19 protein-coding genes are annotated in these 21,180 nt (G+C 72.7%); 9 read left to right on the top strand and 10 right to left on the bottom strand.

The features are described from left to right. Positions 1–160 precede the first annotated feature (160 nt). From ACGFIV_RS06590 to ACGFIV_RS06610, 5 genes are all read left to right on the top strand, one after another. Positions 161–877 (top strand): response regulator transcription factor, encoded by a 717-nt coding sequence (locus tag ACGFIV_RS06590; protein WP_392832637.1) that lies wholly within the window; start codon positions 161–163, stop codon positions 875–877. Next, positions 877–2,259 carry a HAMP domain-containing sensor histidine kinase gene (locus tag ACGFIV_RS06595; RefSeq protein ID WP_358555279.1) on the top strand — a complete coding sequence of 461 codons (1,383 nt, stop codon included), beginning with the start codon at positions 877–879 and terminating at the stop codon, positions 2,257–2,259. The genes ACGFIV_RS06590 and ACGFIV_RS06595 overlap by 1 nt, the downstream gene beginning before the upstream one ends. Positions 2,260–2,322: 63 nt before the next feature. Continuing rightward, on the top strand, positions 2,323–3,540 hold the full coding sequence (locus tag ACGFIV_RS06600; protein ID WP_358555282.1) for a bifunctional glycosyltransferase family 2/GtrA family protein: 1,218 nt from the start codon (positions 2,323–2,325) through the stop codon (positions 3,538–3,540). After that, positions 3,537–5,699, top strand: coding sequence for a glycosyltransferase family 39 protein (locus tag ACGFIV_RS06605; protein ID WP_392832641.1), 2,163 nt, complete (start codon positions 3,537–3,539; stop codon positions 5,697–5,699). Before ACGFIV_RS06600 ends, ACGFIV_RS06605 begins: the two co-directional genes overlap by 4 nt. 84 nt (positions 5,700–5,783) lie before the next feature. Beyond that, positions 5,784–6,200 carry a ferritin-like domain-containing protein gene (locus ACGFIV_RS06610; protein WP_358555288.1) on the top strand — a complete coding sequence of 139 codons (417 nt, stop codon included), beginning with the start codon at positions 5,784–5,786 and terminating at the stop codon, positions 6,198–6,200. A gap of 103 nt (positions 6,201–6,303) precedes the next feature. Here the strand turns inward: ACGFIV_RS06610 and ACGFIV_RS06615 are convergent, their stop codons facing one another. Further along, entirely contained in the window at positions 6,304–8,205 is a 1,902-nt protein-coding gene (locus tag ACGFIV_RS06615; protein ID WP_392832644.1) for an acetate--CoA ligase family protein, read from the bottom strand. Between the two features lie 136 nt (positions 8,206–8,341). Here ACGFIV_RS06615 and ACGFIV_RS06620 point away from each other — a divergent pair, with 136 nt between their 5' ends. Next, positions 8,342–8,992, top strand: a complete 651-nt coding sequence (locus tag ACGFIV_RS06620; RefSeq protein ID WP_358555293.1) for a TetR/AcrR family transcriptional regulator — start codon at positions 8,342–8,344, stop codon at positions 8,990–8,992. 306 nt (positions 8,993–9,298) lie between these two features. Here the strand turns inward: ACGFIV_RS06620 and ACGFIV_RS06625 are convergent, their stop codons facing one another. Further along, the gene (locus ACGFIV_RS06625; protein WP_358555296.1) at positions 9,299–9,847 is read right to left on the bottom strand and encodes a hypothetical protein; all 549 of its coding nucleotides are present in this window, start codon (positions 9,845–9,847) and stop codon (positions 9,299–9,301) included. Between the two features lie 189 nt (positions 9,848–10,036). Between ACGFIV_RS06625 and ACGFIV_RS06630 the strand changes: the two genes are divergently transcribed. From ACGFIV_RS06630 to ACGFIV_RS06640, 3 genes are read left to right on the top strand one after another with little or no spacing between them, the layout of a single operon-like run. After that, positions 10,037–11,176, top strand: coding sequence for an NAD(P)-binding protein (locus ACGFIV_RS06630; RefSeq protein ID WP_392832648.1), 1,140 nt, complete (start codon positions 10,037–10,039; stop codon positions 11,174–11,176). Beyond that, complete coding sequence (locus tag ACGFIV_RS06635; RefSeq protein WP_392832651.1) at positions 11,173–12,384, top strand: SRPBCC family protein; 1,212 nt, start codon at positions 11,173–11,175, stop codon at positions 12,382–12,384. Before ACGFIV_RS06630 ends, ACGFIV_RS06635 begins: the two co-directional genes overlap by 4 nt. 1 nt (position 12,385) lies before the next feature. Then, entirely contained in the window at positions 12,386–13,777 is a 1,392-nt protein-coding gene (locus ACGFIV_RS06640; RefSeq protein WP_392832654.1) for an aspartate aminotransferase family protein, read from the top strand. Here the strand turns inward: ACGFIV_RS06640 and ACGFIV_RS06645 are convergent. The 8 genes from ACGFIV_RS06645 to ACGFIV_RS06680 all read right to left on the bottom strand — a co-directional run bounded on the left by ACGFIV_RS06645 (position 13,766) and on the right by ACGFIV_RS06680 (position 21,177). After that, positions 13,766–14,047: a hypothetical protein gene (locus ACGFIV_RS06645; RefSeq protein ID WP_392832657.1), complete on the bottom strand. Its 282-nt coding sequence runs from the start codon at positions 14,045–14,047 to the stop codon at positions 13,766–13,768. The two genes, ACGFIV_RS06640 and ACGFIV_RS06645, sit on opposite strands and share 12 nt — an antisense overlap. A gap of 50 nt (positions 14,048–14,097) precedes the next feature. Next, positions 14,098–14,949 carry a helix-turn-helix transcriptional regulator gene (locus ACGFIV_RS06650; RefSeq protein ID WP_358555313.1) on the bottom strand — a complete coding sequence of 284 codons (852 nt, stop codon included), beginning with the start codon at positions 14,947–14,949 and terminating at the stop codon, positions 14,098–14,100. A gap of 70 nt (positions 14,950–15,019) precedes the next feature. Next, positions 15,020–15,262 (bottom strand): hypothetical protein, encoded by a 243-nt coding sequence (locus tag ACGFIV_RS06655; RefSeq protein WP_358555316.1) that lies wholly within the window; start codon positions 15,260–15,262, stop codon positions 15,020–15,022. Between the two features lie 145 nt (positions 15,263–15,407). Next, a complete protein-coding gene (locus ACGFIV_RS06660; RefSeq protein WP_358555319.1) occupies positions 15,408–15,755 on the bottom strand; it encodes a DUF397 domain-containing protein in 348 nt (115 codons plus the stop codon). Between the two features lie 68 nt (positions 15,756–15,823). Continuing rightward, on the bottom strand, positions 15,824–16,327 hold the full coding sequence (locus ACGFIV_RS06665) for a DinB family protein (protein WP_358555322.1): 504 nt from the start codon (positions 16,325–16,327) through the stop codon (positions 15,824–15,826). A gap of 61 nt (positions 16,328–16,388) precedes the next feature. Further along, positions 16,389–18,281 carry an acyclic terpene utilization AtuA family protein gene (locus tag ACGFIV_RS06670; RefSeq protein WP_392833039.1) on the bottom strand — a complete coding sequence of 631 codons (1,893 nt, stop codon included), beginning with the start codon at positions 18,279–18,281 and terminating at the stop codon, positions 16,389–16,391. Positions 18,282–18,355: 74 nt separating this feature from the next. Continuing rightward, entirely contained in the window at positions 18,356–19,162 is an 807-nt protein-coding gene (locus ACGFIV_RS06675; protein ID WP_358555327.1) for an enoyl-CoA hydratase-related protein, read from the bottom strand. Further along, the gene (locus tag ACGFIV_RS06680; RefSeq protein ID WP_358555330.1) at positions 19,159–21,177 is read right to left on the bottom strand and encodes a biotin carboxylase N-terminal domain-containing protein; all 2,019 of its coding nucleotides are present in this window, start codon (positions 21,175–21,177) and stop codon (positions 19,159–19,161) included. Before ACGFIV_RS06680 ends, ACGFIV_RS06675 begins: the two co-directional genes overlap by 4 nt. Between the last annotated feature and the right edge of the window lie 3 nt (positions 21,178–21,180).

Genomic DNA, 21,180 nt, shown 5'->3' on the forward strand with positions numbered 1-21,180 from the left:
CGTGACGACGAACGGAGAACTCTGATGCGCAGACCAGACAGGTCACCGCACGCTCGGGCCCTGGCGGCCCTCCCGCTCCCGATTCCCCCGTCGCCTAGAGGCAACAGTCCCCTCGGGAGGAACTGATGGGCTTCTCACGATGTCCGGCTACCGTGAGCCGGTGAGCACAACGGGAGACAGGGACGTCGCGCGGCTGCTGGTGGTCGACGACGAACCGGCGCTGCGCGAGGCCCTGCAGAGCAGCCTGGAGTTCGAGGGATACAAGGTCGGCCTGGCCGAGGACGGCGCCGGGGCCCTCGACGCGCTCGGGCGCGAGAGGTACGACCTCGTGCTGCTCGACGTCATGATGCCGCGGGTGGACGGGCTGACCGCGTGCAGGCGCCTGCGGGCCGCGGGGAACCAGATCCCCGTGCTCATGCTCACCGCCCGCGACGCCGTCGGCGACCGCGTGTCCGGGCTGGACGCCGGGGCCGACGACTACCTCGTCAAGCCGTTCGAGCTGGACGAGCTGTTCGCGCGGGTGCGCGCGCTGCTGCGGCGGGGCGCGAGGCAGGCCCCGGCCGCCGTCCCCGACGGCGTGCTGAGCCACGCCGACCTGCGCATGGACACGACCAGCCGCGAGGTCACCCGGGGCGAGCGCCCGCTGGAGCTCACGCGCACGGAGTACCTGCTGCTGGAGCTCTTCCTCGCCCACCCCCGGCAGGTGCTCACCCGCGAACAGATCCTGAGCGACGTGTGGGGCTTCGACTTCGAGCCCTCGTCCAACTCCCTGGACGTGTACATCATGTACCTGCGCCGCAAGACCGAGGCCGGGGGAGCGCCGCGCCTCATCCACACCGTGCGCGGCGTGGGATACGTGCTGAGGACGCCGTCCTGATGCGGCGCGGGCGCCGGTCGATGGGGTCGCGGCTGACCGTGCTGGTCGCGACGGCCGTCGCCGTGGCGATCGCCGTCTGCGCGGCGGCCTGCTGGTTCCTCGTGCGCAACGAGCTGTCGCGGCAGCTGAACGACTCCCTGGACCAGCCCCCGGTGGGCGGCAGGACGGTCGAGATGATCCAGAGGAACTGCACCGAGCACCCGACCGGCACCGAGGAGCCCGGACCGTTCCTGCGCCTGCAGCAGATCGTCCTCACCGGCGGCACCCGCTGCGCCCAGGGGTGGGACGCGGTGAAGGTGGAACCGGCCGACCTGCGCGTGGCGGGGGTGCGCGGGGGGCGGATCCTGCGGGACGGCGTCACCGACAGCGGCGACACCGTCCGGGTGCTGACCGTGAACGTCGGCCCTGGCATGGCCGTCAGCGTCTCCCGGTCTCTGGCGGGCACCGATGCGACGCTGCGCGGCCTCGCGCTGCTCCTGGCGGGGGTCGCCGCGCTCGGCGTCCTCGGCGCGGCCACGGCGGGCCGGTTCGTCTCCCGTACGGCCCTGCGCCCCGTCGCCCGCCTGACCAGCGCCGTCGAGCACATCGCGCGGACCGAGGACCTGCTCACCCGCATCCCGGTCGACGGTGAGGACGAGATCGCGCGGCTGAGCACGTCCTTCAACGCGATGACGGCCGCCCTGGCAAGCTCCCGCGAGCGCCAGCGGCAGCTCATCGCCGACGCCGGGCACGAGCTGCGCACCCCGCTCACCAGCCTGCGCACCAACATCGACCTGCTGCTGCACAGCGAGAACACCGGCAGGCAGCTCGACCCCTTGGCCAGAAGGCGCCTGCTCGCGAGCGTGAAGGCCCAGATGGCCGAGCTGTCCGCCCTCGTCGGGGACCTGCTGGAGCTGTCGCGCGTGTCCGGAGGCGAGGAGCCCACGCAGGACCTCCCGTTCCACGAGGTGGTGGAGGCCGCCGTCGCCCGCGCCCGCCTGCGCGCCCACGACGTGCGCATCGACGCCGACCTCGGCGAGTGGTACGTCCACGGGCGCGAGGGGGCGCTGGAACGCGCCGTGGTCAACCTGCTCGACAACGCCGTGAAGTTCAGCCCCGAGGGGGGCACGGTCACCGTACGGCTCGGCGGGGGAGAGCTGACCGTGCGCGACCATGGCCCCGGCATCCCCGAGGACGAGCTTCCGCACGTCTTCGACCGGTTCTGGCGGTCGTCCACGGCCAGGAGCATGCCCGGTTCCGGCCTCGGTCTCGCCATCGTGGCGCAGGCCGTTCGGGACGCGGGGGGCGAGGTGGCCCTGTCCAACGCCCCCGGAGGCGGCACCCGCGCCACCCTGAGGCTCCCCGGCCGGGCGCATTCTCAGACAGGGTTAATCAACGCCTAAGGGTGGTTCAATCCCGCTCCTCGACGGTGGAGCCATGAGCCAGCCGAACCCCGGTCATCGCGCATGACCTCCTCCCTCGCACCGGCGCCCGCGCGGGCGTCCCTCGCTCCGGAGACCAGGCCCCGCCTCGTCGACGTGGTCGTCCCGGTGTACAACGAGCAGCGGGTGCTCGCGCAGAGCGTCCACCGCCTCCACGACTACCTGACCCGCACCTTCCCGTACGGCTTCCGGATCACGGTCGCCGACAACGCCAGCACCGACGGCACCTGGGACATCGCCACCGGGCTCGCGCGCGACCTGCCTCGCGTACGGGCCGTCCACCTGGACAAGAAGGGCCGGGGACGGGCGCTTCGCCAGGTCTGGGCCGAGAGCGACGCCGACGTCGTCAGCTACATGGACGTCGACCTGTCCACGGACCTGACCGCGTTCCTGCCGCTGATCGCCCCCCTGCTCTCTGGCCACAGCGACCTCGCGATCGGCACCCGCCTGTCCAGGGCGGCCCGGGTGGAGCGCGGGCCCAAGCGGGAGATCATCTCCCGGGCCTACAACCTGCTGCTGCGCTCGGCCATGGGCGCCCGCTTCTCCGACGCCCAGTGCGGCTTCAAGGCGGCCCGTACCGAGGTCGCCCAGGCCCTGCTGCCGGCGGTCGAGGACGAGGAGTGGTTCTTCGACACCGAGCTGCTGCTGCTGGCGGAACGCCACGGCCTGCGCATCCACGAGGTCCCCGTCGACTGGGTGGACGACCCCGACAGCCGGGTCGACGTCCTCCGGACCGCGCTCGACGACCTCAGGGGGATGGCCAGGGTGGCACGCAGGACGCTGTCGGGCGCGGCCCGCATCCCGGTTCCCGACCGGGTGGTCGCGGCCCGGCTGCCGTCGGGCATGGTCCGGCAGCTTCCCCGCTTCGTGGCCGTCGGGGTGATCAGCACCCTCGCCTACCTTGCCCTGTTCTGGGTGCTTCGCGGGGTCACGGCCGCCGTGGTGGCCAACGCCGTCGCGCTGCTGGTCACCGCCGTCGCCAACACCGCCGCCAACCGGCGCTTCACTTTCGGCGTGACAGGTTCGGCGGGAGCCCTGCGGCACCAGGTCGAAGGGCTGGTGGCGTTCTTCGTCGGCCTCGCGCTGACGACCGGGACGCTGGCCCTGCTGCCCGCGACCGCGCCGAGGTCGGTCGAGCTCGGCGCGGTCGTCGTCGCCAACGGGGTCGCCACCCTGGTCCGTTTCATGCTGCTGCGCGCCTGGGTCTTCAGCCCGGGCCGCAGGAAGGAGAACTCCCGATGACCGTGGACGTCGAACGGCCGGCGGCCGTCGGGGGACGGCGCCGTCCCGCCGGGCGCGGCCTCCCCGCGCGGATCCTGCTCGGCCCCGTTGACGATCCCCGCTGGGCGCGACCGGCGCTGCTCGGCGTGCTCGCGCTCGCGGCGGTGCTGTACACCTGGGCACTCGGCCGCAACGGGTATGCCAACGACTACTACTCCGCCGCCATCCTGTCGGGCACGCGGAGCTGGAAGGCGTTCTTCTTCGGAGCGGTCGACGCGGGGTCGTTCATCACCGTCGACAAGCCGCCGTTCGCACTGTGGGTGATGGGCCTGTCGGCACGGATCTTCGGCTTCGGCACCTGGAGCATGCTCCTGCCGCAGGCCCTCGCGGGAGTCGCCTCGGTCGCCCTCGTCCACTCCGCCGTACGACGCGCGTTCGCCTGGGCGGGCCGGACCGAGGACCCCGTGTTCGCCTGGACCGGCCGGACCGGGGACCCCGCGCTCGCCGGGGCACGGGGGCACGTGGCGGGGCTGGTCGCGGGACTGGTGATGACGCTGACGCCGATCACCGTGGCGATCAACAGGGACAACAACCCCGACACCATCCTCGTGCTGCTCCTGGTCGCGGCGGCCTGGTTCTGCGCCGAGGCGATCAGGACCGGGCGGATGCGGACCCTGGTGCTCTGCGGCCTGCTGGTCGGCATGGCCTTCACCACCAAGATGCTGCAGGCCTACCTGGTGCTCCCCGCGTTCGCCCTGGTGTACCTGTACGCCGCGCCCGGCAGGCTCCTGCGGCGCCTCGGCCACCTGCTGGTCGCCGGCGCCGTCCTGCTGGTGTCCAGCGCGTGGTGGATGGTCGTCGTCGACCTGTGGCCCGCCGCCGACCGGCCGTACATCGGCGGCAGCACCGACAACACGGTCTGGGACCTGGTCATCGGCTACAACGGCCTCGGGCGGATCTTCGGCCGCGAGGGGGGAGGCGGAGGCGGCGGTGGCGCCGGCTTCGGAGGGGCGTCGGGCGCGGGACGCCTGTTCAACGACATCATGGCCGGCCAGATCTCCTGGCTGATCCCCTTCGCCGCCCTGGCACTGATCGCCGGCCTGATCCTCACGACCCGCCGCCCCGGCCGGACGCCGGTTCCCGATTCCGCCCTCACCGGTGATCGGTCCGGTCCCGTGGGCTTGCTCACGGAGCGCTCTTCCGGTCCGCGGGCGGCGCTGCTCCTCTGGGGTGGGTGGCTGGTCGTCCACTACGCCGTCTTCAGCTTCTCGGCGGGGACCTTCCACCCGTACTACTCCACGGCGCTCGCCCCCGCCGTAGCGGCCCTGGCCGGGCTCGGGGGAGTGCTGATGTGGCAGGCGTACCGGCGGACGCGCGCGTGGGCCTGGGCGCCGCCCCTGGGCATCGCGGTCACCGGAGCCTGGGCGTTCGTCCTGCTCCGCCGTACTCCCACGTGGACGCCGTGGCTCGCGTACGCGGTGGCGGGCCTGTGCGCGGTCGCGGCGCTCGGGCTGCTCGTCCTGCGGCTCGGCGGAAGGGGCCGGACACGGCCCGCCGCCGTCGCCCTGATCCTCGGCCTCGTGGGAGGCCTGGCGGGCCCCGCCGCGTACGCGCTCACCCCGCTGTCCTCGGCCGTGAACGGCACCAACCCCACGGCCGGACCGGCGGGAAGCGGCGGCTTCGGCGGCGTGGGCGGTCCTGGCGGCATGGGGGGACCCGGTGGCATGGGCGCGCCTCCCGCCGGGACGCGCGACCGGGTTCCCGGGCAGCGAGGCGACGGCCCGATGGGGAACCCCCCGGCCGGCTTCGGCGGCGGAGGACGTGGAGGGAACGTCAGCGCCGCGATGATCTCCTACCTGGAGAAGAACCGGGGTGGCGCCACCTGGCTTCTCGCGGTCGGCAGCGCCCAGAGCGCCTCGTCGATCATCCTGTCCACCGGCGGCGAGCCGGTGATCGCGATGGGCGGCTTCACGGGCAGCGACGCGGCCATGACCGTTGCCACCCTGAAGGAGTACGTCACCAGCGGCCGGCTGAAGTACATCATGCTCGGCGGAGGAATGGGCGGCCCCGAGCGCGGCAACGACGAGGTCACCGCGTGGGTCAAGGCCAACGGGACCCTCGTGGACGCCTCCGAGTACGGAGGAACCGGCACCGCCCAGGCGCTCTACAAGCTCGGCTGAACGGCGTGGCGGAGTGGAACCGCATTGTCGCCGCGATAGGGGGTAGGAGGGCAGGTCTACAAGGCAACGGAAGGATGATCAAGCGTGGACCAGCACAGTTTCATCGCCCTCCTCAACGAGGACCTGGAGAGCGAGTACCGCTCGATCGTGCAGTACGCGCAGCACACCGCCACGGTCAAGGGGCCCGAGTACCAGAGCATCATCGAGGAGCTCAAGGCCCACCTGGCCCAGGAACTGGAGCACGCGACGACGCTGGCCGGGCAGATCGCGTTCCTCGGCGGGATCCCGTCGGTCTCGGTGCCCGAGATCCCGAGCGTTCCCGACGGCGCCGCCGCGCTCCAGCTCGACCTGGAGCTCGAAGAGAACCAGCTTCAGCGCTACCGCGAACGGGTCAGCCAGGCCGTGGAGCTTGGCCTCCCCGACGTCGCCGAAGCCCTGCGCCCCCTGCTCCAGCAGACCCAGGACCACGTCATGGACCTCCAGGGGGCCCTCGGCAAGTAGCCCCGATCCGGCCACCGCCCCGGCCGGCACCCACCCGTCCCCGCCACCGCCCACCCACGCTCCTCCCCGCGCTGCTCGGGGCCTCAGCGTGAGTGGGGTGTCGTCAGGTTCGGATCAGGGCGTCGGCGGCGGTCGCGGTGGCCGGGGTGACGATCACTGGGTTCAGTTCGACCAGGGTGAGGTTCTGCGTGAGGGCCAGGTCGCCGGTCCGGGAGGCGAGGTCTCCGACGGCCTCCAGGTTCACCGGGGGTCGTCCGCGCGCGCCGATCAGCAGCGGGGCTCCGCGCAGCCGTCCCAGCGCCTCGACCACCCTCTGGGGAGTAGCGGGAAGGGGCAGCAGGACGGCGTTGTCCAGCACCTCCACCCACGTACCGCCCAGCGCGAGGACCAGGACCGGCACCACCCCGTCCCGCCGCACCGCGACCAGCAGCTCCACCCCCGGCGGGACCATCTCCTCGACCAGGACGACCGGGCCGGATGCGGTCCGCTCACCGAGCGCGGGGGAGGTCAGGAGGGTGGTGGCTCCCTCCCGTACGGCCTCCGCGCCACTGATCCCGAGGAGGAGCGCTCCAAGGTCGGTCTTGTGCCGGAGGTGCCTGCCGCTGAGCTTGAGCGCCACGGCCGTACCGAGCGCGGCGGCCGCCTCGACGGCCTCCTCGGGCGTACGCACCGCGAAGCCGGAGGGGACGGCGATGCCATGGTCCCTCAGCAGCGCCTTGGCCTCGTGCTCGGCGAGCCAGCCGGCCGTGTCCGGACGGCGCGCCTGGCCGACCCTGTCGGCGGCGCGTGTGGCGGCGGCGGTGCGCCGCGTGTCCCCGAAGATCACCGCTGTGTAGTCGAGCGGATTGCCCGGGGTCGCCGTCGGCGGCAGCACCGGGATGAGCGCGGCGCGCGTCGGCGGGGACAGCGCCGGTAGGGGTACCCCGAGACGCGCGGCCTCGTCGGCGCCGACCGCCGCGTCACCGCCCGAGCACGTCACGACCAGCACTCCCTCACGGTGACCCCCGCTCTCCGCACGGTCTCGGCTCCCGCTCTCCGCACGGTCGCGGTGCCGGTCGTCCGTACGGTCGCGGTGCGCGTGGTCCGTACGGTCGCGGTGCGTGCCGGCCGTACGCCCGGGGCGGGAGCCGTGGGCCAGGGTCTTGGCGAGTTCGAGGAGTTCGTGGGGGTTGCGGGCCCAGGCGCCTCCGGCCTCCTCGATCAGGGCCCTGAGCACCCGGGCGTCTCCGGCCACAGCGCCGGTGTGCGCGGCGGCGGCGGAGGCGCCGAGCTCGCTCGTACCGGCCTTGAGCACGGCCACGCCGATGCCCGCGTCGGCACAGGTGGCCAGGGCGCCGGCGAGTCGGGCCCCGTCGCCCTCGTCCTCCAGGTAGAGCGCGACCGACCGTACCCCGCCGGTCTCGGCGAGGGCGGCGAGGTGGGCGGCGGCGTCGACCACCGCCTGGTTGCCGCACGACACGACCGTGTGCAGCCGGAGGGCCCGGGTGCTGAGCAGCGCGTTGACGGCGATGTTGCCGCTCTGGGAGATCAGGGCGACAGGTCCGGCGCGCCGGGGCGTGTAGGCGTCTCCCCACAGGGGCGCCCTTCCCGCGACCGCGACGATCCCGTTGCCGTTGGGCCCGCACACCGGCATGTCGTACGCCGCTGCCGCCGCCACCAGCGCGTCTTCCAGCGACCGTCCCGCGCCGCCGGGCACCTCGGCGAACCCCGCCGCGAACACCACGGCTCCGCCGCAGCCGTGTTCCCCCGCCTCGGCGACCAGCGCGGGGACGGTCGCGGCAGGGGTGGCGATGACGACGGCGTCCGGCACGACGGGCAGGTCCTCGATCCTCGGGTGGCAGGGCACGCCGTGGACCTCGGTGGCGGTCGGATGGACGCCGAACACGGGGCCGGGAAAGCCGGCGGCGACGAGGTTGGCCACGGCGAGGTTGCCGTACGAACCGGGGCGGGTGGAGGCCCCGACGACGGCGACGGACTCGGGGGCGAGCAGGCGCGTCAGCTTCACAGCTTCAGAGACTGACTGGCTGGCCAGTCAAACGTCAAGCCCATGGGGTGGGCCACCGGGCGTGGGCGCGAGATCCGTTTGACTGAACCGCCAGTAAGCAGCGGCAGGGCGGGGTCGCTCAGGTAGGATTCAGGCCGTGCGCAGTGCGGAGGGTACAGCCGAGGGGACACGCGGAAGCCGGGCCGACCAGGCGGATCAGCGCCGGGCCGAGTTGCTGGAGGCCGCGCGGCGGGTGGTGCTTGAGCGAGGCATCTCCAGCACCAGGGTCGCCGACATCGCCAAGGCGACGAACGTCAGTGGCGGGCTGATCCACTACCATTTCGCCACCAAGGACGAGCTGATCACCGCGATGCTCCGGACGACCATCGACACCGAGGTCGGCCGGCTCAAGGAGCTGGTGCGGGGCTCAGGTCCCGCCGTCGACCGCCTCGACCGGGTCCTCCGGTTCTACATCCCGCGGTCACGCGCCGACCAGAGCTGGATCCTGTGGATCGACGCCTTCGCGGCCGGCCTTCGCGAGGCGGTCGTCCAGCACATCCTGCTGGAACTGGAGACGGCGTGGATCGGCTCGGTCGAACAGGTCATCCAGGCCGGTGTCGACTCGGGCGAGTTCGTCTGCGACGACCCGCACGGCGCCGCCGAGCGCCTCGACAGCATGCTCGACGGGCTGATCATCCGTTACACGCTGCACCCGTCCGTGCTGTCGCGCAAGCGGCTCCTGGAGCACGCGCGCATCGCCGCCGCCCGCGAGGCCGGCATCGACCGCTCCGCCTTCCCCGCCTCCTAGCGCGGCGGCGGGCCGAGCGCGTGGCGGCCCCTGCTGGGTGAGCGCCGGGTCCGCCCCGGTGATGACCTCCGTATCCCGTGTCGCGCGGCCGCTATTGACAGCGGGCGGTCCCGGTGAGTTGACTGGGTGACCAGTCAGGATTGAGCGATCCGGGTGGTGACATGGCGTCGCTGGTACGGCTCACGCCGCAGCAGGCCGAGCTTCAGGAACGGGCGCGGCGCTTCGTCGACGAGGAGCTGATCCCGCACGAGGAGGCCGCCGAGCGCGCGGGCGGCCGGCTGCCAGAGGACGTGGTGGGCGGCATCGTCAAGCGCGCCACGGCGGGGTCGAGCAGGTGGTCGACGAACAGGTGCGCCAGCACGGGCTTGGACGCGGTGCGCGGGATCGCGAGCGTGTCGGTGCCGACGATCCCGGTGGAGCCGGAGGGGAACCAGTAGCCGAGCACGTCGGCTTCACGCCCTTCGGCAGGTACGACTGGGCGTTCACCATGTCACCCGACCAGCAGTGATGAACCGTTGCCTGCCCCTCGGGGACGAGCTGGTACGCGCTGATGCCGATCTTGATGTTGGTCGCGCCGATCAGCTCGGCGAGCCGGTCGCCCGCCCGCCTGATCGTGGCGGGGTCCTCGGTGTTGACGTCGGCGACGCCGTCGCGGAGCATCGCCATGGCCAGCCCCTCGCGCGCGTCGTCCAGGACGTACGCCTTGCCCTTGTACGCCGGATCCCACAGCAGGTCGTACCCGTCGGCGGGGACCGACGTCACCCGGTCGGCGCGGTAGCCGACAGACCGGTCGGCGCCGCACGCCGCGGTCAGGCCGAGCAGGCCGCCGGCCGGCAGGAATCGGCGGCGATCCAAGGGCTCACGAGGATGGGGGGCATGCGCGGCTCCTTTCTCACGTCAGGCCACCTCTTGCCAGACTGACTGGTTAACCAGTTAGTCTGGTGAGGAGGGTCTGCGGCCACAAGGCTCTCAGGCCAAGTTTTCCGGGTCGTTACGGCCGAACGGAAGGCGTCCGCCAGGACGCGGCAGGAAAGGTTCCGGCGAGTGGACCGGCACGGAGTTTCGCAGGGCGCGGAAAGCGGCGGCCCGAAGAGCGACACGAAGACAGATCCGCACACGACCTACGACGCCATCATCGTCGGTGGCGGGCACAACGGCCTCGTCTCCGCCGCCTACCTCGCCCGCGCGGGCCTGAAGCCGCTCGTGGTCGAGGCCCGCGCCACCACAGGCGGCGCGGCCACCACCGAGACCCCCTGGGGGCTGGAGTTCAAGGTCACCGCGCTGTCCTACGTCATGAGCCTCATGCCGCCCACCATCGTCAACGGGCTGCGGCTGGCGATCCGCGCGTCGGCCGAGTCGTTCGGCGCGCACGTGCTCACCGAGGCCGCGGTCGAGCGCGTCATCGTCAGGAACGGCCGCGCGCGCGGGGTGGCGCTGAAGGACGGCCGGGTGTTCGCGGCCCCCATCGTGGTCGCCGCGACGCATCCCGAGATCACGTTCCTGGAGCAGATCGACCGCTCGGAGCTGCCTCCGGATTTCGTCCGCGACATCGAGCGGTGGCGCTCCCGCAGTGGCGTCGTCAAGATCAACGTCGCGCTCTCCGGGCTTCCGAGGTTCACCTCGAATCCCGATTTATCACCACAGCAGCTCAGCGGGTCCGTCGAGCTGTGCCACTCCCTGGAGTACATCGAGCGGGCCTTCCAGGACGCCCGCGAGGGACGGCCCGCCGCGGCCCCCTTCTCCGACAGCGTGATCCCCTCGACGCTCGACCCCACGCTGTGCCCAGAAGGCACGCACGTCATGTCGATGTTCACCCAGTGGGTGCCGCACACCTGGTCCGCCGAGCCGCACACCGAGGAGCTGGACGCCTACGCCGACCGGGTGATCGAGCTGTACGACCAGCTCGCCCCGGGGTTCAAGGCCTCGGTCATCCACCGCCAGGTCATCGGCCCGCATCGGATGGAACAGGAGTACGGGCTGATCGGCGGCAACATCTTCCACGGCGAGCTCTCGCCCGACCAGCTCTTCCACATGCGCCCCGCCCCCGGCTACGCCGACTTCACCACGCCGATCAGGGGCCTCTACCAGTGCTCGTCCGCCACCCACGGCGGCGGCGGGGTCACCGGCATCGCCGGGTATCTGTGCTCCAGGAGAATCCTGCGTGACCGGAGGTGGCGGCGATGACCGACCTTTCCCGCACGGCCCGCGACAGCCGTCCCGGCCCCGACGGCACGGCCCCGGCGGCCGGCGGCCGTACGGCGCCGCTGGACCTCGACCAGGTACGGGCCTGCCTGGAGCCGCCCGGCATGATGCTGCCCGCCGCGGCCTACCTCAGCGACGACGTGCTCGCCTTCGAACGCCGCGTGGTCTTCTCCGGCGGATGGGTGTGCGCCGCGCGCTCCGCCGGCCTCGGCCCGCGCACCCGTACGGCCGTCGCCGTCGGGGACGACAGCGTGCTGCTGGTGCGCGACGAGGACGGGACGCTGCGCGGCTTCTACAACGTGTGCCGCCACCGGGGCCACGAACTCCTGCCCTGCGGTTCCCGCGCGACGGGCCGGTTCATCGCCTGCCCGTACCACAACTGGGTGTACGACCTCACCGGACGCCTCGACCGCGTGCCCCGCGACCACGGCGACGCCTACGCGCTCGACCGGCTCGGCCTCGTCCCGGCGCGCGTCGAGGAGTGGCACGGGTTCGTCTTCGTCAACGCCTCCGGCGACGCGCCCCCGCTCGCGGCCTGCCTCGCCGGGCTGGAGGCGGTCGTCGCCCCGTACGAGATGGAAAGGCTCACCGTCGCGGCCTCGCACGAGTACGACCTCGCGGCCAACTGGAAGCTCGCGGTCGAGAACTACCACGAGTGCTACCACTGCCCGGCGATCCACCCGGAGCTGTGCCGGGTGTCCCCGCCGGACAGCGGCGACAACTACGAGCCCGAGGGCCTGTGGGCGGGCGGCAGCATGACCCTGGTCGACGGCGCCGAGACGATGTCGATGACGGGCGCCTCGGGCGGCGCCTTCCTGCCGGGGGTCACCGGCCCGCTCCTGCGCAAGGTCGAGTACCTGCACCTGTTCCCGAACCTGCTGCTCAGCCTGCACCCCGACTACGTGATGACTCACGTGCTCGACCCCGTCGCCGCCGGCCACACGAAGGTCACGTGCCAGTGGCTGTTCCCCCCGGAGGCCGAGGGCGCCGACCCGTCGTACGCCGTGGACTTCTGGGACCTGACCAACCGTCAGGACTGGGGCGCGTGCGAGGGCGTGCAGCGGGGGGTCGCCTCGCGCGGGTACGTGCCGGGGCCGTTCGCGCCGGAGGAGGAGGTCACCCACCAGTGGATCACCTCCGTCGCGACCGCTTATCTGACGGGCCGGCTCTCGCCGGCTGAAAGGAAATGAGATGTCAGTCGCCGGCGCGTCGACGGTCGAGCGTGATCTCGTCCAGCTCGACGGTTTGATAGCCAAGGAGGAGTCGGTCTTCCTCGAACGCACGGCCGAGTCCCAGCGTGTCAGGAGGGAGTGCGCCGACGTGCTTCCCGGAGGCGTCGCCTCCAACTGGCAGGACGCGCCTCCCGGGGCGGTGTGGATCTCCCACGGAGACGGCTCCCGGGTCGTGGACGTGGACGGCACCTCCTACGTCGACCTGCACGGGGGCTTCGGGGTGGGGCTGGCCGGCCACGCCCACCCCGCGATCGTCGAGGCCGTCTCCGACCGGGTGCGCAAGGGCACGCACTTCGCCCAGCCCACCGAGGACGCGGTCGTCGTCGCCCGCGAGCTGGCCCGCAGGTTCGGGCTGCCGCTGTGGCGCTTCGGGAACTCCGGCACCGAGGCGACGATGGACGCCGTGCACCTGATGCGGGCCGCCACCGGCCGCATGAAGATCATCAAGGTCGAGGGCACCTACCACGGGCACCACGACAGCGTGCAGGTGTCGGTGTACCCGGACCCGGAGCAGGCGGGGCCGGCCGACCGGCCGTACTCCGTGCCGGTCGGCCGCGCCGTCCCTCCCGCCCTCGCGCAGCTCACGCTGGTGGCGCCCTTCGGCGACCTCGCCGCGGTCGAGCGCCTGCTGGTGGAGAACCCGGGCGAGATCGCCGGCATGATCATCGAGCCCATCATGATGAACATCGGGCTCATCCCGCCGCCCGACGGCTACCTGGCCGGGCTCAGGCACCTGCTGCACCGGCACGGCGCCTACCTCGCGTTCGACGAGGTGAAGACGGGCCTCGCCGTCTCCGCGGGCGGCGCGACGCAGTGGTCAGGGGTGGTGCCGGACCTGATCTGCCTGGCCAAGGCGCTCGGCGGCGGCGTGCCGTGCGGGGCGATCGGCGGGGTGCCCGAGCTCATGAACATGATCGCCGACGGCAGGTACGAGCAGGTCGGCACCTTCAACGGCAACCCGCTGACGATGGCCGCCGCCCGCGCCGTGCTGCTCGGCATCCTGACCGACGACGCGTACCGGCACTTCGACAGGCTCCGGCGCGTCATGACCGAGGGCGCCGAGGACGTGCTGCGCCGTCACGACCTGCCGGGCCACGTCAGGTCGTACGGGGCCAAGGGCGCGGTCGTCTTCCACGACCGGCCGCTGCTCGACTACCGGGACTTCGCGGAGTACCCCGACCAGTGGGGCAACGCGCACTGGCTCTTCCAGCACAACGGCGGGGTGTTCCTGCCCCCGTGGGGCAAGTGCGAGCAGTGGACGGTGTCCGTCCAGCACTCGGAGGCCGACGTGCGCCGCTTCGTCGGGAACCTGGAACGGATGGCGGCGGCCCTGCGACCCTCAGGCGGGTAGCGCGGCCAGCAGGTACGCGAGGCGGGCGGCCGCGTCGTCGATGCTGTCGACGGTGCCGAGCCGGTAGCCCCACGAGGTGAGGAAGGCGCCCTGCGGCGTGCAGGTGACGACCTCCATCAGCGTGTCGCTGAAGCGGTTGCGGACCCGGACCGCGCCGGGGGCGCCGCCGAGGACCTGCACGGAGAGATCGATGTGCCGGCGCGTCGCCAAGGCGAACTGCTCCAGACAGGACATGGTGTCCAGCATGTGCCTCACCTCCACGTCACCCATGGCTGGTAAGGATTGCATGATCTTGGCGTGGTCGGCAAGCAATTGTGTGGTTATTGGGCAGATTGTTTGGCGAAGTCGACGAGGACGCGGACGATGACCTCGCGCGCGTCCTCACGGAACACCGCCACCTCGCACAGATCCTCGAACGCGCTCGCGTAGAAGGCCACGTCCTCGGGGTCGCGCAACACCAGGTCCTTGGTCCTGGTCGGGACGCCGACCATGGCCTCGTTGTAGATCCAGAAGCCGTTGAGCAGGGCGGACGGCAGCTGCGCCGAGAACGGGATGACGCCGAACTCGACGTTGGGCAGGGTGGTGACGGCGAGCAGCCGGTCGAGCTGGCCGCGCATGACGTCGTCGGGGGCGAGCCGGTAACGCAGCACCGCCTCCGGCAGCAGGAAGCGGAACCGCCTCGCCGGGTCGTACAAGATGTCCTGTCTGCGCATGCGGACCCGGATCGCCGCGTCGATGTCGTCGGACGCGCCGTACAGGCGGCGGACCTTGGAGAAGATGTTGCGGGCGTACTCCGCCGTCTGCAGCAGGCCGATCACCACGCCGGGCTCGAACACCCGGAACAGCTTGGTGCGCGACTCCAGGTCGCGGATGTCCTCCTGGAGCGCGGCCAGGCCGCTCTTGTGCCGCTGGCGCCAGGAGTCCTGCCGTTCGAGCAGCGACACGGCCTGGGCGATCAGTTCGTCGACGACCTCGGGGGGCGCCTGCACGGCCTGGCTCCACAGCACGACGTCGTCCTCGGTGGCGCTCTGCCGGGCGTTCTCGATGCGGGAGACCTTGGAGGCCTGCCAGCTCAGGCGTGCCGCGAGGTCCTTGCCGGACAGCTGGGCCGCCTCGCGGAGCTGCCGGAGCTGGGCGCCGAGGTCGACGCGTGCCTGCTGAAAGCCGCTCACGCCACCTCCCGTCGGCATCGGACCTGCATGAGGGTAGACCGGGCGAAGCGATCATGCCATAGGGATCTCCCTATTCGTGATCAGTTACACGTCCGTCCAGTTCCGGCGGGAAAAGCACGCCGCGCGCGATCTCCATGAGAAGCTCGCGCGGCACCTCGACGGCGGACTCCCCGTCGAGCACATGGCGCAGGTCCGCGCGGGCGTCGGGGTCGGTCAGCGTGAGCCCCTGGACGACGATCGTGCCCCGATCGGTCTCGTACAGCGACGGGCAGGCGCCGGCCTCCGATGTAGAGCCGAGAAACCGCAGACGCATGTAGGGTCCCTTCCCCCAGAAGCGCCCGGAGTGGCCGCAATTGCGCGCAATTGTATTGCATGGGGTGGGTGCGGGGCGGCGGGCGGTAGGGCCGGAGCGGCGAGCGGTACGGTGCGAGCGGCGGACGGTACGGCGACGCGGCCGTTCAGCCGTTCAGCCCGTCGAACTCGCCGTCGAGCACGCCGAGACGGAACGCCTCCCACTCGGCCGGGGTGAAGTAGAGCTTCGGGCCGTCGGGGTCCCTGGAGTCGCACAGGACGTAGAGCTTGTCGTGCCCGGCCTTGTGCGCCCCGCCGAGGGCCCCCGGCTCGCCCCGCTCGGCGGCCTCCCTGATCGCGGCCTGGTCGAGGACGGTCACCTCGACGCGGTGGCCGCCATCGAGGCTGTGGCTGTCATCCAGGCTGTGGCCGGACTCCTGCCACCCGCCGGGCCCGCCGCTCCCGCCGCCTCCTGGGCTCTCACACCGCTCGCCACCGGCTGGATACAGGTCCATTCGTCCTCCACGAGGTGTGGCTACCAACAGTAGGCTCGCGGAGGCGGCGGCCGGGTGCGAACGGGCGGTCAGTCTCCGGTGACGCCGTCGGCCATCTCGCGCAGGATGTCCAGGTGGCCGTTGTGCCGGGCGGTCTCCTCGATCAGGTGGTGCAGGATCCAGCGCAGCGTGACGTGTGTGCCGTCCCTGAGCGGCTTCTTCGTCACCGTGTCCAGGTCGAGCGAGGCCACCAGCTCCCGGTGGCGGGCGCACTGCTCCTCGTACTCCGCGAGGATCTGGGCGAGGGGCATGTCGACGGCGATGCGCATCTCACGGTCGGGATCATCGTCGGTCCAGGGCCCGAGGTCCTCCCCGCCGAGCAGCCTCACCTGGATCCAGGAGTACTCCACCCACCGCAGGTGGTTGGCCAGGCCGCTGATCGTCATCAGCGGCGAGCCGGGCAGGGGCGCGCTCCTCGCGTGCTCCTCGGAGACGCCCTCGCACTTGGCGTGGACGGTGGCCCGTGTGTAGTCGAGGAAGGTCGCCAGGACGGCGCGCTCGTCCCAGGCCGAGGGCAGGTCTGTACGTGTCATGCGCTGGAGCCTGCTAGACCCGGGGACGGCCTGTCCAATCGTTAAACGGGCCGTCCGGCCGTCAGAACGGGATGGGGACCACGCAGGCCCGCAGTTCCTCGCCGAGGGCCTTGGCCTGGGCGTCCATACGCGGGCTGGCGGCCACGCCCCGGCCGAGCAGGCCGCGTACGACGAAGTTCAGCGCGAGCAGGTTGGGCAGGCGGTGGCGCTCGACCTCAAGACCGGCCGTGCCGGGGAGCAGGCTCCGGAGCCGGTCGGTGGTGAGGAACTCCTCCAGCCACGCGTACTCCTCGGCCGTGCGGACCCACACGCCGAGGTTGGCGTCGCCGCCCTTGTCGCCGGACCGTGCTCCGGCGACCGTGCCGAGCGGCGCGTGCCGCACGGCCGTCGCGCCCCCGCCGGTACGTCCCGTCTCGCCTTCATCGGTACGTCCCGTCGAACCCTCACCGCTACGTCCCGTCGTGCCGCCGTCCGCCGGGGGGAGCGGGACGGGCGTGTCCGCGGACGCCTCCGCGCCGGTGCCGGACGGGACGGGCGCCGCCGCGGCGGGGGCGGGCTGGAGCCAGACCCGCTCGTCGCCTTCCCACACCTCCGCCCGTACGGCGGCGCGGGGCACGGCGGCCGGTTGGAAGACGCCGTACGCCGAGGCGTCACCCGGGGGAGTGAGCCCGTAGAAGCCGGGATAGCCGGCGAGCCCGGTCTCGACCACGGCCGAGGAGAACGCGCGCCCGGCCCTGCGCTGGTCGGCGTCCATCACCGTGACGCGCAGCAGCGCCACACCCCCGGGTCCCTCCGGCCTCCCGGACAGGGCCGGTTCGACGGCCCCGGGCTCCTCCGGCTTCCCGGACGGCGCCGGCTCGACGGCCCCGGCCCCCGGCGGCCTGCCGAGCGGCGTCAGCTCGACGTGGACCTCGTCGAACGTCTCCCTCGGGACGCGCGCGAACACGGCCTCCTCGGCCAGGCGGGCCTTGGCCTCGATGTCCAGGCCGGTGAGCACGAGCGTCATGGTGTTGCGGTACCCGCCGAGGTGGTTCAGCGCCACCTTCAGCGTGTCCGGCGGCGCCTCGCCCCGGACGCCGGACACCCTGACGCGGTCGTCCCCGACCTGGGCCAGCTCGATCGTGTCGAAGCGCGCGGTCACGTCGGGCCCGAGGTACCGGGGAGAGCCGATCTCGTAGAGGAGCTGCGCGGTCACCGTGCCCACCGACACCCGCCCGCCCGTGCCCGGATGCTTGGTGATCACGCTGGAGCCGTCGGCGTGCAGCTCGGCGATCGGGAAGCCGCAGTGCGCGAGGTCGGGCACCTCGGTGAAGAACGCGTAGTTGCCGCCGGTCGCCTGGCAGCCGCACTCGATGACGTGCCCGGCGACCACGGACCCGGCGAGGGCGTCGAGGTCCGTGGGGCGCCAGCCGTACCGCCACATGCCGGGACCGGTGACCAGCGCCGCGTCGGTCACCCTGCCGGTCACCACCACGTCCGCGCCGTTGGCCAGCGCGACGGCGATGGGCTCGCCGCCGAGGTAGGCGTTGGCGGTGAGCGCCACGCTCCCCTGCCCCTCACCGGAGCCGGTGCCGGAACCCGAGCCCGAGCCGGGCCTGCCCGAGCCGGTGTCGGTACTGGAGCCCGAGCCGGGTGGGCCGGCTGGGTGGAGCAGGTCGCCTAGGTCGCGGCCGATGAGGTCGTCGCCCGTCACGTGGGCCACCCTCACCGCGAGCCCGAGCCGGGCGGCCAGCTCGCTCACGGCCCGCGCGCACCCGGCCGGGTCGAGACCGCCCGCGTTCGACACGATCTTGATGCCCCGGTCCACGCAGGTGCCGAGGACCTGCTCCATCTGCGTCAGGAAGGTGCGCGCGTACCCGGGCCCGCCCTTCCGCCGGTTCCCGGCGAGGATGAGCATGGTCAGCTCGGCCAGCCAGTCACCGGTGAGCACGTCGATCGGGCCGCCCTCGACCATCTCCCTGGCGGCCGACAGCCTGTCGCCGTAGAACCCGCTGCAGTTGGCGACGCGGAGCGGGGCCGAGCCGCCCGTCACGCGGCCCCGTCCCGTTCGGGCTCGGCCGCGGGGATCCAGGAGGCGGGGCGCTTCTCCATGAAGGCGCGGATGCCCTCCTGGCCCTCAGGGGAGGTGAAGCGCTGGGCGGAGAGCCGCGCCATCTCACGCATGCCGTCGTCCACCGACAGGCCGGGCACGGTGCGCACGAGCCGCTTGGTGATCGCGAGGGACTCCGGGCCGCCGCGCAGCAGCATGCCGGCGTAGTGGGCGACCGTGGCGTCCAGCTCCTCGGCGGGGACGGCCCGGGTCAGCAGCCCGATCTCCGCCGCGCGGGCGGCGCCGAACACCTCCCCGGTGAGGAAGTACTCCGCGGCGGCGCGCGGGTCGAGGCGCCGCAGGACGGTCACCGAGATCATGGCGGGCACCACGCCGAGCCGTACCTCGCTGAAGGCGAACGTCGCCGAGTCGGGGGCGATCGCGAAGTCGCACGCGGCCACCAGGCCGAGGCCGCCGGCGCGGGCGGTGCCGTTCAGGCGGCAGATCACCGGCTTGGGGCTGTCCCAGATCAGGCTCATGATCTCGGGGAACGACGCGGTCACGGGCGCGTCGTGGGCCGCGCCGTTCTGGGCGGGCGCCTGTTCCTTCAGGTCGGCGCCGGAGCAGAAGACCGGGCCCGCGCCGGTCAGCACGATGACCCGGACGCCGTCGTCGCCGATGGCGCGGTCGAGCGCCCGCTCCAGGTCGCCGAGCAGGCGGACCGACAGCGCGTTGCGGTTGTGCGGCGAGTCCAGCGTGATCGTGGCGACCCCGCCGCGCGTCTCGTGGTGGACCAGCGTGCTCATCGCGACTCCTCGATGACGGCGAGCACGGCGCCCGCCTCGACTTGGCGGCCAGGCGTCACGTTGAGCACGGAGACGACACCCGCCGCAGGAGCGGAGATCTGATGCTCCATCTTCATCGCCTCCAGTGTGAGGATCGGCTGCCCCGCCGTGACCGCCGCTCCCGATGTGACCTCGACGCGCAGAACGGTACCCGGCATGGGGGCGAGCAGAGAGCCCGGGGGGATCGACACGACCGGCTCCGGCAGCCTCGGGAGAGGCACGAGCCGTACCGAGCCGAGCGGCGAGTCCACATGGAGGGCGCCGCCCGTGCCGTCTCGCCCGGCGCCGTCGTACGCGGCGACGGCGAAGCGGCTCACGACGCCCGCCACGTCGAGGACGACCTCCCCAGGGCTCGCCGCGACCAGTGTCACCTGGTCGAAGCCCTCCGCCTCCAGCCCGTCGCGGGTGAGCCGGTAGGCGATCTCGACCCGGCCTCCGGGGGTCTCGAACGCGGTGCGTTGCGGCTGGGAGGGCACGTTGCGCCAGCCGCTCGGCAGCCCGCCCAGCACGCCGGCCTCCGCGCGGCGGGCGGCGGCGAGCGCCAGCGCGGCGGCGAGGGCGAGCAGCGGTACGGGTGAGGGGGCCGGGGTGGTGAGGTCGTACCGGTCGAGGAAGCCCGTGTGCGTGTCACCCGCCAGGAACGCCTCGTGCCGGAGCACGCTCACCAGCAGGTCGCGGTTGGTGGTGAGGCCGTGGACGCGCGCACGGGCGAGCGCGGTCGCGAGGCGTCGCGCCACCGCCGGCCGTCCGGGGCCGCAGGCGATGAGCTTGGCCAGCATCGGGTCGTAGTGCACGCCGATCTCCGACCCGCTCTCGACCCCCGAGTCCAGCCGCAGGCCGTACGCGGAGGCCCCGGACGGGCCCTCGCCCGGCCCCGGGAACGGCCCCCGGGTGCCCGGCACCTCGAAGCGGGCGTCCACACCGGGCACGTCGAACAGGTGCAGGGTGCCGTGCTGGGGGCGCCAGCCGTGGGCGGGGTCCTCGGCGTAGAGGCGGACCTCGATGGCGTGGCCGCGCGGCTCGGGCGGCTCGGCGGGCAGGCGGGCGCCCTCGGCGATCTCCAACTGGAGGCGGACCAGGTCGATCCCGTACACGCACTCGGTCACCGGATGCTCGACCTGGAGCCGCGTGTTCATCTCCAGGAACGCGACGGTGTCCCCCTTGACGAGGAACTCGACCGTGCCTGCCCCGACGTAGCCGATCGCCTTGGCGGCCCTGGCGGCGGCCTCGAACAGGATGCCGCGCGTGCCGGGGGAGACGCCGGGCGAGGGGGTCTCCTCGACGACCTTCTGGTGCCTGCGCTGGATCGAGCACTCGCGCTCGCCGAGCGTCCACACCGCGCCGTGCGTGTCCGCCAGGATCTGGACCTCGATATGCCGGGCGTCCTCCAGGAGAGGCTCCAGGAAGACGGTGCCGTCCCCGAACGCCGAGAGCGCCTCGCGCCGGGCCGCCGCCACGGCCTCGTCGAGCTCGGCGGGGTCGCGCACGATCCGCATCCCGCGTCCCCCGCCGCCCGCCGACGCCTTCACCAGCACCGGGAACGCGAGCTCCCCGGCTTCGGGGGACCCGGGGATCACCGACGCGAGCACGGGGACCCCGGCCCGGGCCATCAGGAGCTTGGCCTCGATCTTGGAGCCCATCGCGGTGACGGCCTCCGGGCTCGGGCCGATCCAGGTCAGGCCCGCGTCCAGCACCGCCCTGGCGAACGCGGCGTTCTCCGACAGGAACCCGTAGCCCGGGTGGACGGCGTCAGCCCCGGAGCTCAGCGCCGCCGCGACGATCGCCCCGGCGTCGAGGTAGGTGTCGGCGGGCCTGACCCCGCGCAGCCGTACGGCGTGGTCGGCCTCGGCGGCGTGCGGGGAGGCGGCGTCGGCGTCGGAGAACACCGCCACGGTCTCGACGCCGAGGTCACGGCAGGTGCGGAAGACCCGGCGGGCGATCTCGGCCCGGTTGGCCACCAGCAGTCGTCTGATCATGCG

The organism is Sphaerisporangium sp. NPDC049003, from assembly GCF_043197795.1.
GTDB lineage: Bacteria > Actinomycetota > Actinomycetes > Streptosporangiales > Streptosporangiaceae > Sphaerisporangium.

Coding starts and splice junctions, on each gene's coding strand:
- ACGFIV_RS06605 (WP_392832641.1), top strand. CDS start 3,537: ATGACCGTGGACGTCGAACGGCCGGCGGCCGTCGGGGGACGGCGCCGT.
- ACGFIV_RS06655 (WP_358555316.1), bottom strand. CDS start 15,262: ATGCGTCTGCGGTTTCTCGGCTCTACATCGGAGGCCGGCGCCTGCCCG.
- ACGFIV_RS06640 (WP_392832654.1), top strand. CDS start 12,386: ATGTCAGTCGCCGGCGCGTCGACGGTCGAGCGTGATCTCGTCCAGCTC.
- ACGFIV_RS06645 (WP_392832657.1), bottom strand. CDS start 14,047: ATGGGTGACGTGGAGGTGAGGCACATGCTGGACACCATGTCCTGTCTG.
- ACGFIV_RS06660 (WP_358555319.1), bottom strand. CDS start 15,755: ATGGACCTGTATCCAGCCGGTGGCGAGCGGTGTGAGAGCCCAGGAGGC.
- ACGFIV_RS06600 (WP_358555282.1), top strand. CDS start 2,323: ATGACCTCCTCCCTCGCACCGGCGCCCGCGCGGGCGTCCCTCGCTCCG.
- ACGFIV_RS06680 (WP_358555330.1), bottom strand. CDS start 21,177: ATGATCAGACGACTGCTGGTGGCCAACCGGGCCGAGATCGCCCGCCGG.
- ACGFIV_RS06670 (WP_392833039.1), bottom strand. CDS start 18,281: ATGGTCGAGGGCGGCCCGATCGACGTGCTCACCGGTGACTGGCTGGCC.
- ACGFIV_RS06675 (WP_358555327.1), bottom strand. CDS start 19,162: ATGAGCACGCTGGTCCACCACGAGACGCGCGGCGGGGTCGCCACGATC.
- ACGFIV_RS06665 (WP_358555322.1), bottom strand. CDS start 16,327: ATGACACGTACAGACCTGCCCTCGGCCTGGGACGAGCGCGCCGTCCTG.
- ACGFIV_RS06595 (WP_358555279.1), top strand. CDS start 877: ATGCGGCGCGGGCGCCGGTCGATGGGGTCGCGGCTGACCGTGCTGGTC.
- ACGFIV_RS06635 (WP_392832651.1), top strand. CDS start 11,173: ATGACCGACCTTTCCCGCACGGCCCGCGACAGCCGTCCCGGCCCCGAC.